This window comes from Glycomyces albidus, from assembly GCF_009451885.1.
In the GTDB taxonomy this organism is placed as follows: domain Bacteria; phylum Actinomycetota; class Actinomycetes; order Mycobacteriales; family Micromonosporaceae; genus Glycomyces; species Glycomyces albidus.
The window spans coordinates 40635-57984 of sequence record NZ_WIAO01000005.1 but is presented as its reverse complement, the minus strand read 5'-3'; the positions used below and the strand labels follow the sequence as shown (position 1 = coordinate 57984).

Below are 17350 nucleotides of genomic sequence, written 5' to 3'. Positions count from 1 at the left end.
CGTGCGGAGTGCCCTTCGCACGGTTCTAGGCGAATATGAGCATGCGATGCCAGCCCGCCCCAAGTGTCCTCATTGACCGTCCATTGGATACGGATGAGGCGCCTGGGGCGGGCGAAAGCGCTGGCAGTGGGCCTAAAAGGACATCTCTGGAAAGGACCCGTAGATTTCATTCCTTTGCGCGACAATCCCGGCGTTCACCGTGGCGCCCGAGGATTGTGATCGAATCGGTATCAAACCGGGGGTATCTCAGGGGCGCATCTCGGCCGGGAGGTCCCGCGCGTGGACGACGGTGAGCCGGGAGACGGCGCGGGTGAGCGCGACGTACAGGTGCCGCAGGCCGACGCCCTCGACCGTGGCGCCGCCGGTGGCGGGCGCTTCGACGATCTCGACCGGTTCGACGACCACCACGTGGTCATACTCGAGGCCCTTCGCGAGGCTGGCGGCGACGAGCTCGACCCGGTCGGTCCCCTCGAGCACGGGCCGGAGCGCGGCGGCGCGCTCGTCCGCGGCGATCACGCCCACCAGGCCCTCCTCCCTGAGGGCCTTGGCGACCGCGTCGCGCACGCCCGCTTCGAGGTCGGCGGTCGCGACCATGTCGAGGGACCCGTCGGAGCGGATCGACCGGGCGGGGGCGACGCCGACGCCGAGGTGCGGCAGGACCCGGTTGGCGAGTTCGATGATGACCGCGGGCACGCGGAATCCGGTGGTGAGCTCGGTGTGCTCGACCTGCTCCTTGCCCAGGTGCCGCATCTGGTCCTCCCATGAGGCGGCGGCCCACGGCGTGGTCCCCTGGGCGAGGTCGCCGAGGACGGTGACCGAGCCCTTCCCCGAGCGGCGGGCGATGACCCGGCACTGCATCGGCGACAGGTCCTGGGCCTCGTCGATCACGATGTGGCCGTACGAGTCCGAAGGGTCGCGCAGCTTCAGGTGGGATTCGATCTCGTCCATGATGAGCAGGTCCGCCGCGGTGGGCCTGCCGGGCTTGCCGGTCAGGAGCGCGGTCTCCTCCTCGGTGAGGATCCCGCGGGTGGCGTCGGCGAGGAAGTCCGGGTTCCCGTAGAGCTTCTTCATGACGGTCTTGCCGTTGAGCTTGGGCCACACGCCGTCCAGGAACGCCTGCACCGACGGGGTCCGCTTGAGCTTCGTGGCCCACTTGCCGTCCGGGGAGTGGCCGGAGCGGATCTCGGCCTGGCGGCGCACCCCCTGCACGATCGCCTCCTCGACGGCCTTGCGTCCGGCGGTGTAGGTGCGGGTGTGCTTGCGGGCGTTCGCGATCGCGTCTTCGAGGAAGTTGAGGCCGAGCCGCCAGCGCCAGCCGCCGTCGGCGATCAGGAGCCCTTCCTCGGCGGTGACGCCGCCGTCGGCGGCGGTGCCGACGTGTCCCCAGACGGCCCGCTCGCACACGAGGGCCATGCGCTCGTCGTGCTTGACCAGGGCCGCTTCGTGGCTGTCGGTCGCGGCGGCGGTGTGGGCGCCGGTGAGCTGGTGGACGGTGGTCTGCCAGACGGAGGTCTCGCCGAGGGTCGGGAGAACCCCGGAGATGTAGGAGAGGAAGCCCTCGTTGGGGCCGACGACGAGGACGCCGGACTTGGTGAGCTTGTCGGTGTAGTTGTAGAGGAGCCAGGCGGCGCGGTGGAGGCCGACGGCGGTCTTCCCGGTGCCGGGCGCGCCTTGGACGCACAGGTTGGTGCCGGCCTCGCGGCGAATGAGCTCGTCCTGCTCGGGCTGGATGGTGGCGACGATGTCGCGCATCGGCCCGGTGCGGGGGCGCTCGATCTCGGCGGTGAGGATGTCGGAGGCGACCTCCTCCCCGAAGAGGAGGTTCTCGTCCTCGAAGCCGGTGAGGCGGGCGCCTTGGAAGCCGAAGCGGCGGCGGCGGGCGACGTCGCGGCGGTCGTGGGCGGAGGCGCGGTAGTACTGCTCGGAGAGCGGCGCGCGCCAGTCGAGGACGAGCGGGTCGCCGTGCTCGTCGCGGATGTGGCGGCGGCCGATGTGGAAGTCCTCGCCGTCGTCCATCCAGATGCGGCCGAAGAACAGGGCGATGCCGCGGTCGGTCAGGTCGGCGAGGCGCGGGACGGTGTAGTTGGCCATGACCCAGCCGAAGTGCTGGTCGATGCCGACGTCGCCGATGCCCAGGTTCTTGCCCGACTCGTCGACCTCGCCGGCGTAGGTGCGGTGGATGGCCTCGGTGGTCGCGCGCATGGCGGCCATGTACTCGCGCGCGCGCTCGTGGTGTGCGATTTCCTCTTGGAGTTCGGCTTCTGACACAGGAGTCTCCCCGGTGGATTTGTCAGGTCGCTGATCTGCCCGTCCGCGGACGCGCTCAAGCGCGGCACGGGCTGCGCACGGCTTCGGCGGAAAGGCGAACCGTCGACCCTACCGGGGCCGGGAGCGGGGTCGCAATCGATTTAGCGCGCGTCCTAGCGGACGCTCAGCGGCTTGACGTCGACCAGGCGGCCGTCGTCGCGGTGGAGGACCCAGCCGGCGCCGGGCGGGAGGTCCTCGGCGGGTTCCTGGGCGCGGGCGGCGAGGTCGTGGCCGTCGACGGCGGCGACCGCGACGAGGAGCGCGGCGAGCACGGGCGCTTCGGCGCAGACGACGCTGGTGCGCCGCGGGTCCGGCAGGCACCGCAGGGCGCGGGCGGCGAGCCAGACGGCGGTGTGCGCGGGGCCGAGCTTCGGCGCGTCGGCCGCGAGGTCCGGTGTCGGGGCGGCCTTGAGGTCGAGGCGGCTGGCGAGCGGCGCGAGCGTGTCGGCGCAGGCGCGGCCGGGTCCGCTCAGGAGCGTCGTCGGGTTGTAGAGCTGGAGGAAGTCGGCGAGCGCCCAGGCCCGGCGCATCTGGGCGTCGGTGAGCGGCGCGTCGGCGGCGCCGTCGGAGACGTGGCGCAGCAGGATCAGCGCGGACAGCATCGGCGGCCCCCGTTCGCGGAGGTGCGGGCTGGCGCGACACGGCATCGAGTCGGCCGGACGGAGGGAACCGGGAGACGCATATTGAGAATGCTTCATTCGGAGATGAACGACAGTTGAACCCGGAGTTGGCGCGGAGGTGAACAGTCCGCGGCGGAGCGGCCGAGGGCGGTTGAACACGGGGCTCTGGACCGCGCGGAGCGGGAGCTCGAGGCGACGGGGCGCGAACTCGAGGATGCGGAGCCCTCAAGGCGGTGCGGAGCGCTCAAGGCATCGGGCGGCAGGGGCGCAGCCGGGTTGAACGCGGAGGTTCATCGCCGCCGGTCCGGCGCCGCCGGGAGGGACGCGGCCGGTCAGGGCTGGTAGCGCAGGTCCTCGTACTCCTCGTGGCGCTGCATCCAGCGGTCCACGAACGGGCAGGTCGGGTACACCTTCGCGCCCTTGGTCCGCAGGTCGTCCAGCGCGTGGCGCACGAGCCGGTCGCCCCAGCCCTGGCCGCGCAGCGAGCGGTCGACCTCGGTGTGGGGCAGGACGACGAAGTCCTCGCGCACGAGGTACTCGAGGTACCCGAGCACGGTCCCCGCGTCGTCCAGCAGCTCGTACCGGTGCTCGTCGCCGTTCTCGGCGACAGAAAGATCCGCCATGGCGCAACCATATCCGGCCGGGCGCCGCGCAGTCGCGCCTAGACGGCGCTCGTCACTCTCGCCCGCCCCGGGAGCGCGACCGAGGCGGCGGCCCCGGCGAGGCAGATGAACGCGGCCGCGGTGAACACGTCGGCGTACTGGGCCGCCAGGGCCCGGTCGATCGCTTCGAGGTAGACCTCCTGGCGTTCGAGGAACTCGGTCTCGGAGATCCCGAACGGGAGCGGGGTGTCGAGGTCGGCAGTGGACTCCTGGAAGCGGTGGAGGCTCCAGGAGGTGAGGGCGGCCACGCCGATGAGCATGCCCATCATGCGGGCGACCACCGCGAGGGCCGCGGCCGTCCCGTGGCGGTCCTCCGGGACGGCGCGGAGCGACGCCGACGACAGCGGGGCGATCGTCAGGCCCAGGGCCGCGCCCGCGAAGGCGAGCCCGAGGCCGACGTCGGGGACCGCGTCCGCGATCCACGCGTAAGCGGCGGCGGCAGCGGCGAACCCGGCGAGCGCCGGCGCCCGCTCGCCGTACCGGGAGGCCAGGACCCCGCCCGCGACCGCGCCGATCGGGAGGCCCACGAGGAACCACATGAGCAGGAGCGCGCCGCCGGCCGAGTCGAGCCCCAGGAGGGTCTGGGCGAGGAGCTGGGTGTCGACGAGCGTCACCATCAGGACCGCGCCGGCCGCGGCGCTCGCGGTCAGGCACGCCGCATAGGGGCGCCAGCGGACGCCGTCCGGGTCGAGCAGGCGCACCGGGGAGCGGCGCTGCTGGAGCGCGAACAGGGCCAGCACCGCGAGGCCGGCGGCGATCGCGAGCGGCCCCCACGTGGGGAGCACCGAGTCCTCGGGTTCGGGGTTGTACAGGCCCACGGTGAACAGCGCCAAGGCGACCGCGAGGAGGCCCCCGCCGAGGAAGTCGACCCGCACGGCCCGGCGGGGCGCCTCCGACGGGAGTGCGAAGTGGACGGCCAGGGCGGCGAGGACCGCGAGCGGGACGTTGATCCAGAAGATGCCGCGCCAGCCGACGAGCGCGGCGATCCCGGCGCCCGCCAGCGGCCCGAGGACCGCGCCGAGCTCCTGGGCCGCGCCGACCCAGCCGAGGACGACCGCGCGCCGCTCCGCGGCGAACAGGTCGGCGGCGAGCGCCATCGTCACCGGCAGGAGCGCGCCGCCCGCGAGCCCCTGGAGGGCGCGGCCGGCGACGAGCGGGGCCAGGTCGAGGGCGACGGCGCTGACGATCGAGCCGATCGCGAACGCGGCCAGGCAGACGTGGATGACGATGCGGCGCCCGAACCGGTCCGAGACCCGCCCGAGCAGCGGCATCCCGGCGATGTAGCCGAGCAGGTAGCCGGTGACCAGCGGCGTGGCCCGCTCGAGGTGGTTCGCGGGGATCTCGAGCTCGCCGATCATGTCGACCAGGACGCTCACCAGGACGTACGCGTCGATCGAGCCGAGCAGGACGGCGGCTCCCGCGGCGCCCACGGCGAGCCGCGAGCGCCCGGGGCGCGAGGCGGAGTACGGGTCAGGGCGCAACGATCTCGACCGGCTCGTTGTAGTCGTCGAACAGGAGCGTCACGGTCGCGTCGCCTTGCGCGAACTCGGCCTTCACGACCCGGAGGGTCTCCTCGTCGAACCAGACCGTCGCGTTGTTCCAGTCGCCCGCGGCGGGCAGGAACTCCGCGAACGCGGCCGGGTCGAACACGACGTCGTACCGGTAGGTGTCGTAGCCGCCGACGGCCTCGGTGTCCTCCGGGGTGGCGGTCTCGACCGCGTCCAGGAGCGCCGAGATGCCGCGGCCGGGGTCGAGGAGCACGGTCGGGTCGTACGGGAGCATCTCGTCCCCGACCGGGATCTCCTGGTAGCCGCCGGTGACGCCCTTGACGTAGGCGCGCTCGCCGATGATCGTGTAGTCGACCTCGAGGTCCATGCCGAGCGCGGTGATCGTCCCGGTCCCCTCGGCCTCCCCGTCCGCGGTGACGACCCCGTCGGCGCCCTTGACCGTCAACCCCTCGACCTCGCCCTCGACGTCGAGTTCGAAGTGGACCGACTCGACCTCGGCCATGACGGCCGACGCGCTGGGCACCACCTCGTCGCCGGAGGGCATCTCGTCCGCGGGGTCCGAGCAGGCGGCCAGGAATGCGAGGGCGGCGGCGCCGATCACGGGGAGTTTCGATCGCATAGGGGGATCCTATGCCCCGCGGATTCGGGCGGGAAACCGAGAAAGACCAGGCGCACATGAAGAACAGGTCCGCCGCCGCGGCCGTGCCGGACGGCCGCGGCCGGGCGGCGGAACGGGAGAGACCGCCCGCGGCCGCGGGCGGTCTCAGCGGAGGCCCCGGCGGCAGGGTGCCGGGTCCCGTCGCTCGGCTAACCGCACGAGACCGTCGGCCAGTTCCAGTTGCCGTTGGCCATGACGGTGATGCCGAAGTTGTTGCCGCTGCCGTTCGGCGTGCAGACCATCTGCGTCGCGGTGGGCCAGGTGGCGCTGCAGTTCCAGTAGGAGCTGACACGCGAGGCGCCCTGCATGTTCAGGACGACCCTCCAGTTGCTGGAGCCGGAGACGTTCACGTTGAGGTTGTAGCGGTCGCCCCAGCGCTGTCCGGCCGAGAGGACGGCCGTGCAGGGACCGGTGCCGGGGTCGGGATCGGGGTCGGGGTTGCCGCCGGTGCTGTCGACGGTGATGTTGGAGCTGCCGGTGGACTGGTAGCCCTCGGTCGCCATGATCATGTAGTACCGGAAATCGCCGAGGTTCAGGCCCGCGCGGGCCCAGGCGTCGAAGTGCTCTCCGGTGTTGATCGTGCCGGAGCTGCGGTTGCCCTGGCGGACGCTCCAGTACTGCTGGAAGGTCCTGGTGCCCTCGACCGACGGGGCGTTGGTGCGGGTGGACACGCCGAGCCAGTAGGTGCCGCCGCTGGTGGTGAGCGTCCCGCGGCCGGAGGCGCCGCTGCTGGGGTTGTAGGGGCCGTGCGATTCGACGATGTAGTACTCGACGAGCGGGTTGGAGGTCCAACCGTAGAGGGCGAGGTAGCCGTTGCTGCCGTGGTTGACCGAGCCGCTGTAGTTCACGGTCCGGCGCCCGCCGTTGGCCCAGCCCTTGCCGCCGACCCAGTTGTTGGCGCCGTTCCACTGGGAGCTGTAGTTCCCGCCCGCGCCGAGGGTCATCGAGGCCCGGCCCTGGGTGTCGGTCCAGAACGAGTAGTAGTACCCGTTGTGGGTGCCCTCCTGGTTGGTGGTGATCACCTGCTGCGCTTGCGCCGCGTTGGGGAGGAACATCCCGGTGGCCCCGAGCGCGAGCGCGCTCGTGCCGCCGAGCAGCAGGTTCCGCCGGCTGAAGATGCTGGGGGGCGGATTGTAGGTGGACATCCAAACTCCTTGGAAGGGTGCCGACCGGCATGCGACTCGCAAAGCCGAATCGAAAGCCATCTATCTTTCGATAGGGACCATCGTGGACCTCAGCCCGGAACATGTCAATGACTTCCGGAAAACTTTCGGAACTTTTCGGGTCGGAGCGGTTGCGAACTCCCGATGTTCCACCAGCTCACGAGTCCGGTCAAACGAGAACCGTCGAAATCCGTCATCCAGAACCCGGTAAACGCATTCAACCTGGCGCTGAAACTTCCGGAACTATCGACCGTCCAACACGCAGCAAAAAGGCCACCCGCAGTTTGCGGATGGCCTGTGATGCTCGTGCCCCCGGCAGGATTCGAACCTGCGACACCTGGTCCCGGAAACCAGTGCTCTATCCACTGAGCTACGGAGGCGTGCAATCGCCCGACGCGTCGGACGGAACGATGCTACCAGCCTCCGGCGCGGGGGCCGAAGGCGGTTTGCCCGGTGAGGATCACACCTTCCGCCGGTCCCGCGATTCGGCGGCCGCAGTGTCGGTGGACGGGCATAGTCTGACTCCGCCGAAACGTCCGAGCCTAGCGGACACGCTGCGGTTTCACTCAGCGAATCGACTGAGAAACGCAACATCTTGGGGAGGCCCCACGGCTCGACCACAACATGTATGATTCCCCTCTGTCAAGGTCGGTGCCGTCGCACTCCGCTCTCACCGCGTTCCCACCGCGTGGGGCCGCAGTGCCGCCGTGCCGCCACGCGCCGTCCAGAACCGTGCGGTCTGCAGGGACCGCACACCATGAGGGGATGCAGAGATGACCGGGCTCGCCACCACGCCATCCGCCACCACCACCGCGCCGCAGCAGCGGGGACCCGAGCCGGGTCCCGCGGCCCGGATCGCCGAGCGCATCCGCGCCCACGCGGCGGGACTGCCCGATGTGGACGCCGAGAGGGTCGTCGCGCAGATCGAGGCCGGCCTGTGGCCCGGCGCGACCGAGGCGGCGCTGCGCGAGCGCGCCGTCGAGATCACCTCTGCGAGCGTCGCCTCCGAGCCGACCTACTCCAAGCTCGCGGCGCGGCTCCTGGCCGAGCACATCGCCGAGGAGACCGCGGGCGAGGGCGTCACCTCGTTCACCACCTCGATCGCGGCGAGCCGCGACAACGGTCTCCTCGCCGACGACCTCGTCGCGTTCGTGGAGGCCAACGCCGAGGCTCTCGACGCGGTCATCGACGACGCCGCGGACGACCGCTTCGAGTACTTCGGACTCCGCACCGTCTACGACCGGTACCTGCTGCGCCACCCCGAGCACCGCACCGTCCTCGAACGCCCCCAGTACTTCATGCTCCGCGTCGCGTGCGGGCTGAGCCAGTCCGTGGAGGAGGCCGCCGAGCTCTACCGGCTCATGTCGGCCCTCGCGTACCTGCCGTCCTCGCCGACCCTGTTCAACTCCGGCACCCGCCGCGCCCAGCTCTCCTCGTGCTTCCTGCTCGACTCCCCCAAGGACGAGCTCGACTCGATCTACGAGCGGTACAGCCAGGTCGCGCGCCTGTCGAAGTACGCCGGCGGCATCGGCATCGCCTGGTCGCGGGTGCGCTCGCGCGGCTCGCTCATCCGCGGCACCAACGGCCACTCGAACGGGATCGTGCCGTGGCTGCGGACCCTCGACTCGTCCGTGGCGGCCGTGAACCAGGGCGGGCGCCGCAAAGGCGCCGCGTGCGTGTACCTGGCGACCTGGCACGCCGACGTCGAGGAGTTCCTGGAGCTGCGCGACAACACCGGCGACGTCGAGCGCCGCACCCACAACCTGAACCTCGCGAACTGGATCCCCGACGAGTTCATGCGCCGGGTCGAGGCCGACGCCCAGTGGTCCCTGTTCGACCCCAAGGAGACCCCCGAGCTGGTCGACCTGTGGGGCGACGAGTTCGACGAGGCGTACCGGGCCGCCGAGGCGGCCGGGAAGGCCCGCAAGACCGTCCCCGCCCGCGAGCTGTACGGCCGCATGATGCGGACCCTCGCGCAGACCGGCAACGGCTGGATGACCTTCTCCGACACCGCGAACCGGACCTCGAACCAGACCGCGCGCCGCGAGAACGTCATCCACCTGTCGAACCTGTGCACCGAGATCCTCGAGGTCACCAACGACTCCGAGACCGCCGTGTGCAACCTCGGGTCGGTGAACCTCGCCGAGCACTGCACGCCCGACGGCTTCGACTTCGAGCGGCTCGAGGCGACGGTCCGCTCGGCCGTCAAGTTCCTCGACCGCACCATCGACCTCGGCTTCTACCCGACCGCGGAGGCCGAGAAGGCCAACCGCAAGTGGCGCCCGATCGGCCTGGGCTGCATGGGCCTCGCCGACGTGTTCTTCAAGCTGAAGCTCGCGTTCGACTCCGAGGAGGCGCTGCGGCTCTCGACCGCGATCGCCGAGCGGATCGCCCTGGTCGCGTTCGAGACCTCCACCGGGCTCGCCGAGCAGCTCGGGGCCCACCCGAACTTCGGGGAGACCCGCGCCGCCGACGGCGTGCTCCACATCGACCACTACCCGAACGCGCGGATCACGCTCACCGACCGGTGGGACGCCGTCCGCGGCCGGATCGCCGAGCACGGCCTGCGCAACTCGCTCATGATCGCGATCGCGCCGACCGCGACGATCGCGTCGATCGCGGGCTGCGCCGAGTGCATCGAGCCGGTCGTCTCCAACGTGTTCAAGCGCGAGACCCTCTCGGGCGAGTTCCTCCAGGTCAACCGGCACCTGATCGCCGAGCTCAAGGAGCGCGGGATCTGGAACGAGCAGATCCGCCAGGCGATCGTCGTCGCCGAGGGCTCCGTCCAGGGCATCGCCGGAATCCCGGCCGACCTCCAGGAGCGGTACCGCACCGCGTGGGAGCTGCCGCAGCGCGCCCTGATCGACCTCGCGGCGGCCCGCACGCCGTTCATCGACCAGGCCCAGTCGCTCAACCTGTTCCAGGCCAGCCCGACCATCGGCAAGCTCTCGTCGATGTACCGGTACGCGTGGCAGCAGGGCCTGAAGACCACGTACTACCTGCGCAGCCGTCCCGCCACGCGGATCAACCAGACGACCGTGAGCGCCGCCGGAGCGGCCGAGCGGCCCGCCGAGACCGCCGCCGCGGCGACGGCGCTCGAAGTGATCCCGGCCGACATCGCCTGCTCCCTGGAGAACCCGGAGAGCTGCGAGGCCTGCCAGTAGGACCGCGAGGGCCGGACCCCGCGGGGTCCGGCCCTCTCCGCTGCCGCCCGGCCGCAGGACCGCCGGCCGCCGAGCCGCCGCGGCTCCTGCACCGCCACCGCCTTCGAACTGCCCGCCACCCCCGACGCGAACCGACAACCGAGAGGACCGCCCATGCTGCTCGACCCAGGTATGGACCTGACCCTGCGACCGATGAAGTACCCGGACTTCTACGACCAGTACCGGGCCGCCATCAAGAACACGTGGACCGTCGAAGAGGTCGACCTGGCCTCGGACCTCACCGACCTGGCCAAGTTCACGCCGCAGGAGCAGCACCTCGTCCACCGGCTCGTGGCCTTCTTCGCCACCGGCGACACGATCGTCGCGAACAACCTGGTGCTCAACCTGTACCAGCACGTCAACTCCCCCGAAGGGCGGCTCTACCTCTCGCGCCAGCTCTTCGAGGAGGCCGTGCACGTGCAGTTCTACCTGACGCTGCTCGACACGTACCTGCCCGACCCGGAGGAGCGCACCAAGGCGTTCGACGCGGTCAACAACATCCCGTCGATCAAGCGCAAGGCCGACTTCTGCTTCAAGTGGATCGACTCCGTCTTCGACCTGCAGGAGCTCAAGACCGCCGAGGACCGCCGGACGTTCCTGCTCAACCTCATCTGCTTCGCCGCGTGCATCGAGGGCCTGTTCTTCTACGGCGCCTTCGCGTACGTGTACTGGCTGCGCAGCCGCGGCCTCCTCGACGGGCTCGCGACCGGCACCAACTGGGTGTTCCGCGACGAGTCCTGCCACATGAACTTCGCGTTCAGCGTCGTCGACGTGGTGCGCCAGGAGGAACCCGAGCTGTTCGACGAGCGGATGCGGCAGCAGGTCACCGACATGCTCGAAGAGGCCGTCGAGGCCGAACTCCAGTTCGCCGAGGACCTCATCGGCGACGGCATGCCGGGCATGACCGTCAAGGACATGAAGTCGTACCTGGAGTACGCCGCCGACCAGCGCCTCGTGCGCCTCGGCATGCCCAAGAAGTGGGGCTCGGAGAACCCGTTCCCGTTCATGGCGCTCCAGGACGTCCAAGAGCTGACGAACTTCTTCGAACGCCGGCCGACCGCCTACCAAGTGGCCGTGGAGGGCAAGGTCGACCTCGACGAGGAGTTCTGATCCCAGGCTGCGCAGCGGTGCGCTTGCGAACCGTGCTCATGCACGGCCGGTGAAGCCCGCCGGCCGTGCATGAGCACAGCGGTGAAGCTTGCGAGCCGTGAAGGAAACCCAGTCCCCCGCGCGCGGCTGAGCCGGGCCCCGGCACCTCGCGGTGCCGGGGCCTGCTGCGTACTCGGGACGGTCGCCGCCGCGCGAATTCCGGGTCGGTGCGCGTCGATTCGCACGCGGTCCGGCGGCGGTGCGCCGGGGCGTGGCTTCATCCTCGGGCTGCGGTGGCTACCCGGCCCGGGGGAAGGTCGCGCCCGAAGCCTCGGTGCCGTCGCTGAGCTGGGCGACGCACAGGAACGTGCCGTCGCCGGGGACGTGGACGTCGGTGACCCAGTCGACCGCCTCGCTGGAGACGAGCTGCGAGAGCGGGCCGCCGTCGGCCTGGCCGTCGATGCAGGCCGCGGCCACGGTCGCGTCGGCCCTCGCGGCCTCCGCGTCGGCGACGCCCTCGGGGAGCTGCCCGGTCGCGTACGCCTCCCACAGGTGGGCGGCTTCGCAGTCGACCGAGGCGAACGCGGCGTCGAAGCAGGTCGGCTCGGTGACGCAGCCGGCGCCTTCGACGGCGAGCGTGCACTCGGAGACGTAGTCGTCGGCCATGGACTGCGAGGCCAGGTCGGTCCGCTCGTCGCCGCCGCCGAAGAGCCATACGGCGCCGGTGATGAGGAGCCCGAGGACGACCAGGCCGACCGCGCCCATGCCGATGAGGCGCCCGATGCCGGAGCCGGTGTCGCCCTCCTTGAGGCGGCGCTCGCGGCGGGTCAGGCCGGTCTCGTTGCGCGGGACCGGGACGGGCAGGCGCGAGTCGCGGTCGTCGTCGCGGGCGCCGAAGGACTCCCAGCGGGACGTCTCGCTCCCGAAGTCGCCGGACGGCGCCGGAGAGGCGACCGGGCTCACCGGGGGGCTCACGGGCGGGCTGGGGATGCGCGCGGTGCCCGCGGAGGCGGGCGCGGCGGCGGTCGAGCGCGCGGCCCGTGCGGCGCGGCGGGTCGAGGACGGGTTCGCCGTGTCGGGGCTCCCGTCGCGGCGCTTCGAGGGCGCCAGGCGGAGGGTCGAAGGCGAGTCGGGCATCCCGTCGAGTTCGGCGTAGCCGGGCGCGGGGGCGGCGCCGAACCCGCGGTCGGAGCCGAGGCCGGCCCTGGAGCCGGGCTCGCGGAAGTCCGTGGGCGGCGAGCTGTACGCGCCGTAGACCCCTTGGGGCGCAGGCGAGACGGACGCGCGCGGGGGGTCGTCGGCGACGCGCGGGATGATCCCGGTCGACGCCTCGGGGATGCTCGCGAGGAACTCGCGGAACTCGACCGCGGTGGGGCGCCCGTCGGGGTTGTTGATGAGCGCTGTGCGGAGCATCTCGAGCAGCAGGGGCGATATGCCGGGGATCGCCGGGATCGGCAGGTCGAACAGGGCCGCGACCTCGTTGATGTCGAGGTCGCCGTCGGCGGGGAAGCGCGGCGGGTTGCCGCTGAGCATCGCGTAGAGGGTGGCCGCGAGCGAGTAGACGTCGGCGCTGGGGCCGATCTCGCGCATCTGGAAGACCTCCAGCGGCGCGTACGCGGGGGTCGCCATCATCGTGAACCGCTCGCCCGGGCGGGGGACGGGGATGAGGCTGGAGAGCCCGAAGTCGGCGAGCACGGCGTGGCCGTGGTGGTCGATCAGCAGGTTCGCGGGCTTGATGTCGCGGTGGACGATCCCGGCGTCGTGGGCCGCGGCGAGAGCGTCGGCGATGCGGATGCCGATCTCGATCGTGCGGTGCGGCGGGATGGTCGTGTGGCGGTCGAGCAGGTCGGCGACCGATCCGCGGCACCGCTCCATGACGACGTACGGGTTCGCCTGGTGGGTGAGGCCGGCCGAGAGCATCTTGACGACGCACGGGTGGTCGGAGAGCCGCCCGGCGGTCTGGACCTCGTGGCGGAAGCGCTCGCGGGAGGCGTCGTCGGTGAGCGGGCGGGACTCGATCTTCACGGCGACTTCGGCGCCGTCGTCGAAGCGGGTGGCGCTGTAGACGGTCGAGTACGCGCCGCGGTCGATCTCGGTGAAGCCGGTCAGGCGCTCGATGCCGTGGAGCAGGGCTTCGGGGTCGGGCTCGGGGCGGGTCCGCGGGGGCGAGAAGGTGGCGTTCGGGGCGAGTGGACCGGTTGGAGCACCGTAGGACGAGATGGTGTCCACTGGAAGCAGCCTCCGTTCTCGGCAAGCGTGCAAGCCGAAAATCTGTCTGGGTGTCGAGCCGGTGTCGAGCTCGCTGGGTCGAGCATGTTCAGGTCGTGATGTGTCAGGTCGCATGCGCGTGTCAGCGCTCAGGTGCGCGCCGCTGCGTCTTGAGGGCGACTCGGGCCTGGGGGAACCGAGTCGTGGGACCTTTGACGAATAACGTTACGGCAACGCGCCCTCGATTCTGTATACCCCTAGACGAAAAGCCAACGATAACTGGCCGAACGGATGATATGTCGCTTCCCGAGGGCGAAGTGTCGGTGGCGCATAGTGAACGCATCCCCCGTGTAGCGCGCGGGAGGACGGGTGCGCCGGCGTTCGCCGGGGCGCCCGTCCGCCCGCCGCGTCCGGCCGTCATCGGCTTCAGGCCCCTGCGACGCGCGCGGTGTCGAGGTAGCGCGCGGCCCAGGCGGTGGCCTCGGGGTCCTCGCCGAAGGACTTGAGCGCGATCCCGGCCCACTTCGCGGCCTCGTCGAACCGGCCGTCCTCGTCGAGCAGCCGCGCGTAGCGGGCCACGATGGCCCGGCGCGGGAGGCCGAGCGACGGCTCGTCGTGGTGGGCCGCGAGGGCTTCGAGCAGGCGCAGGGCCTCGGCGCGGTCGCCCTTGGCGGCGTGCACGTCGGCCAGGAGCGCGGTGTTGGCGGCGCGGCCCGGTTCGAGGACGTCGTCGGTGACGAGCGCGAGGGCCTCCTGGGCGGCGTCCTCCGCGGTCGCCGGGTCCCCGGCCTCGAGCGCGCAGCGACCTCTCAGGTTGTGCGCCAAGGAGATCAGCAGCGGGTGACCGGTCTTCGCGCCGTACTCCTCGGCGCCGGCGGCGAGGTCGAGGGCGTGGTCGAGCGCGCCGATCGAGCGCGCCGCGAGGGCCCGGACGTACTTGGCGAAGCCGCGGCCCCAGTCGTCGTCGATCCGCTCGAAGTCGCGGAAGGACTTGCGCGCCAGCGCGTCGGCGCCTTCAGGATGGCCGAGGCCGATCTGGGCGGCGGCGCCGATGGCGCGCAGGAGCCCGACGGCGAACACGTCGCCCGAGCGCTCGCCGATCGGCATGAACACGTCCGACAGCCGCTTCGCCTCGGTGAAGCGGCCGGCCATGAGCAGCGCGAACGCGGAGACGCCGCGGACCCAGGCCCGGCCGACCAGGTCCATCTGGCGGGCGAAGGCCTTGGCGGCTTCGCGGAGGACGTCGTCGGCGCCGTCGAAGTCGCCGCGGGCCACCAGGACCCAGGCGCGGTGCTGGAGGGCCCACGCGAGGCGCTTGTCGTCGCCGACGCCGAGCGCGGTGTCGTAGGCGTCGAGGAAGCGGGCCTCGGCTTCGGAGAGGTGCCCGGCGAGGAAGTCGAGCAGGCCGATGCGGCACTGGGCGTCGCAGCGGGGCCCGGCCAGGCCCTCGCGGCGCGACAGCGCGAGCGCGGCGGTCCAGGTGCCGCGGGCCTCGGCGAGTTCGCCCTTGTAGCGGTGGAGGCGGCCGCGGAGCAGGAGGAGCTGGGCGACGAGTTCGGAGGCGTCCTCGGGGAAGTCGTCGCCGAAGAGCCGTCCGGACGGGTGGTCGTGGTCGTCGTGCTCGTCGCCGGCGTGGTCCTCGGCGGGGATGAGGCCGATGTCGATGGCGAGGCCCTCGATCTCGGCTTCGGCTTCGACGGTGCGGCCGAGGCGGGTGAGCGCGCGGGCGCGCAGGAGCCGGTCGTCGTGGGAGAGGGACGCGATGCGCTCGACGCCGTTGAGGAGGGCGACGGCGCGTTCGGGTTCGGAGGCGTCCATGGCGCGGTCGGCCTGCTTGCGGACGGCGTCGACGGCGAGCGGGAGGACGTTCCAGACCTCGTCGATCGCTTCGATCTCGACTTCGCGGGCGAGGGTGACGGCCTGCTCGGCGTGGAAGACGACGAGGTCGTCGGCGCTCTGGCCCTCGAGTTCGGTGTCGGCGGCCCAGCGGGCGATCTCGGCGTGCGCGTGGGCGGCGTCGGCCTTGCCGATGGGCGCGTAGGCGGCCTGGCGCAGCAGCGGGGTGACGAAGCGGTAGCCGCCGTAGGAGCGGCGGCGCAGCATGCGGCGGTCGAGGAGCTCCTGGAGGGCGAGGTCGAACTCGCCGGGGACCTCCTTCTCGAGGAGCTGGGTGGCTTCGGGGGGCACGGCGTCGCCGAAGATCGAGGCGGCGCGCAGGAGCGAGCGCGCGGCGGGGCTCAGGGCGTCGATGCGGGCGCCGAGGACCTGGGCGAGGTCGCGGGAGAGGACCTTGCCGGTGAGGGACCCGGCGGCGAGGCGCCACTGGTCGCCGGTGCCGGTGAGGAGGCCCTGCTCGGTGAGGAGGGTGACGAGTTCGGCGAGGTAGTAGGGGTTGCCCTGGGCGAAGCCGAGGAGGCGGTCCTCGTCGGGTTTGGGCAGGCGGCCGCCGCCGAGGAACTCGCGGAGGAGGCGCGCGGCGTCGGCGCCGGCGAGCGGCGGGAGCGGGTGGACCTCGGCTTCGGAGATGCGGTTGAGGACGCCGGAGGACCTGGTGAGCTCGGGCCGGCCGTAGAGGAGCACGAGGACGGGGCCGTGGATCTTGGCGAGGGCGACGCCGAGGGCGTCGATGCCGTCCTTGGAGGCGGTGTGCAGGTCGTCGATGATGAGGACGAGCGGTCCGTGCGTCGACATGTGGGTGATGAGCTCGGCGACGGCCTCGGGGATCGTGTACGCGTCGGACTGCTGCCCGGTGAACCCGCCGACCCGGTCGGCCGCGCCGGGGCGGCCGTGGCCGAGGAGGCCGAGGAGCAGCGTGATGTTCAGGCGGCATTCGCCGTGGTCGGGGTGGCCGTCGGCGATGCGCCGGAGTTTCGCTTCGGCGGTGGCCCGGTCGTCGTCGAACCGCAGGCCGGCGGCCTTGCGGACGAGGTCGGCGAGGGGCCCGAACCGGCGGCCTTCGCCGTAGGGGGCGACGCGCACGGTGAGGACGCGGGCGCCGCGCTCGGTGGCGAGGGTGCGGACTTCGCGGGCGAACCGGGTCTTGCCCATGCCGGCTTCGGCGGTGTGGATGAGGACGAGCGGCTCGCTGCGGTCGATGACGGCCTCGAGGCGGCCGGTGACGCGCCCGATCTCGGCGTCGCGTCCGATGAACGGCGCGGTGTCGCCGAGGCTCGCGCGCGTCCCGGGCTCGTCTTCGAGGCCCAGGAGCTGGAACACTTCGACGGGCTCGCGCTTGCCTTTGAGGCGCACGGGGGTGAGTCGGCGCCAGGCGGCGGTGTGCTTCGTGGCGCGCACGGTCTCCTCGCCGGCCCAGACGGTGCCGACGGAGGCGATCGCGCAGATGCGGGCGGCGGTGTTCACGGTGTCGCCGATGACCGTGTACTCGAGGTTGGCCTGCATACCGGCGACGACGAGCCCGGACCGCAGGCCGATGCGCAGGCCGATGGGGAGGCCCCCGCCGGATTCGGCCTTGAGCAGGCGGCGGACGCGCTTCTGCATGGCTTGGGCGGCGCGGACGGCGCGTTCGGCGTCGTCCTCGTGCGAGAGGGGGGCGCCGAAGACGGCCATGATGCCGTCGCCGGTGAGCTTGTCGACGTGCCCGCCGAACTCGTTGACCGCGGACACGCACTCGGCGAGGAGCCGGTCGGTGACCGAGGAGACCCGCTCGGGGTCGAGGCTTTCGGACCAGGTGGTGAAGTCGGAGAGGTCGCCGAAGAGCACCGTGACATAGCGCCGCTCCGTCTGGGGAGCGGTCGCTTCGGGTGACAGGGGCGCGCCGCAGTTGTGGCAGTAGCGCGCGCCCGGCACGGTGGGCACGGAACAGAACGGGCAGGTCACAGCAGCACCAACACCGAGACGGGGGTGTGTTGTTCCCCACTCCTTGTGGGAAGGGGGGCTTTCTTGCGCTTCACGGTGGCAAGGATACGTGGCCT

Annotated in this window: 10 protein-coding genes and 1 tRNA gene; 2 read left to right on the top strand and 9 right to left on the bottom strand. The window is 71.7% G+C overall.

What is annotated here, in order from left to right; all coding sequences use genetic code 11:
- Window positions 1-246: 246 nt before the first annotated feature.
- The 7 genes from GFD30_RS06130 to GFD30_RS06100 form a co-directional block, all read right to left on the bottom strand.
- Window positions 247-2211 carry a HelD family protein gene (locus tag GFD30_RS06130; protein WP_153024452.1) on the bottom strand — a complete coding sequence of 655 codons (1965 nt, stop codon included), beginning with the start codon at window positions 2209-2211 and terminating at the stop codon, window positions 247-249.
- 209 nt (window positions 2212-2420) lie between these two features.
- Complete coding sequence (locus GFD30_RS06125; RefSeq protein WP_153024325.1) at window positions 2421-2909, bottom strand: histidine phosphatase family protein; 489 nt, start codon at window positions 2907-2909, stop codon at window positions 2421-2423.
- A gap of 350 nt (window positions 2910-3259) precedes the next feature.
- Window positions 3260-3550, bottom strand: coding sequence for a GNAT family N-acetyltransferase (locus GFD30_RS06120; protein WP_153024324.1), 291 nt, complete (start codon window positions 3548-3550; stop codon window positions 3260-3262).
- A gap of 38 nt (window positions 3551-3588) precedes the next feature.
- Entirely contained in the window at window positions 3589-5070 is a 1482-nt protein-coding gene (locus tag GFD30_RS06115; protein WP_227995888.1) for an MFS transporter, read from the bottom strand.
- Window positions 5060-5716, bottom strand: coding sequence for an LppX_LprAFG lipoprotein (locus tag GFD30_RS06110; protein WP_153024323.1), 657 nt, complete (start codon window positions 5714-5716; stop codon window positions 5060-5062). The genes GFD30_RS06115 and GFD30_RS06110 overlap by 11 nt, the downstream gene beginning before the upstream one ends.
- A 188-nt stretch (window positions 5717-5904) precedes the next feature.
- Window positions 5905-6900, bottom strand: coding sequence for a glycoside hydrolase family 11 protein (locus tag GFD30_RS06105; protein WP_153024322.1), 996 nt, complete (start codon window positions 6898-6900; stop codon window positions 5905-5907).
- Window positions 6901-7225: 325 nt separating this feature from the next.
- Window positions 7226-7298 (bottom strand) — tRNA-Arg (locus GFD30_RS06100).
- A 393-nt stretch (window positions 7299-7691) separates the two neighbouring features.
- Here GFD30_RS06100 and GFD30_RS06095 point away from each other — a divergent pair.
- Together GFD30_RS06095 and GFD30_RS06090 are read left to right on the top strand one after the other, a co-directional pair.
- Window positions 7692-10082, top strand: coding sequence for a ribonucleoside-diphosphate reductase subunit alpha (locus tag GFD30_RS06095; RefSeq protein WP_153024321.1), 2391 nt, complete (start codon window positions 7692-7694; stop codon window positions 10080-10082).
- A gap of 153 nt (window positions 10083-10235) precedes the next feature.
- Window positions 10236-11231 carry a ribonucleotide-diphosphate reductase subunit beta gene (locus GFD30_RS06090; protein ID WP_153024320.1) on the top strand — a complete coding sequence of 332 codons (996 nt, stop codon included), beginning with the start codon at window positions 10236-10238 and terminating at the stop codon, window positions 11229-11231.
- A gap of 276 nt (window positions 11232-11507) precedes the next feature.
- Here the strand turns inward: GFD30_RS06090 and GFD30_RS06085 are convergent, their stop codons facing one another.
- Window positions 11508-13439: a serine/threonine-protein kinase gene (locus GFD30_RS06085; protein WP_194201863.1), complete on the bottom strand. Its 1932-nt coding sequence runs from the start codon at window positions 13437-13439 to the stop codon at window positions 11508-11510.
- 405 nt (window positions 13440-13844) lie between these two features.
- Window positions 13845-17234, bottom strand: coding sequence for an adenylate/guanylate cyclase domain-containing protein (locus tag GFD30_RS06080; protein ID WP_153024318.1), 3390 nt, complete (start codon window positions 17232-17234; stop codon window positions 13845-13847).
- Window positions 17235-17350 lie beyond the last annotated feature (116 nt).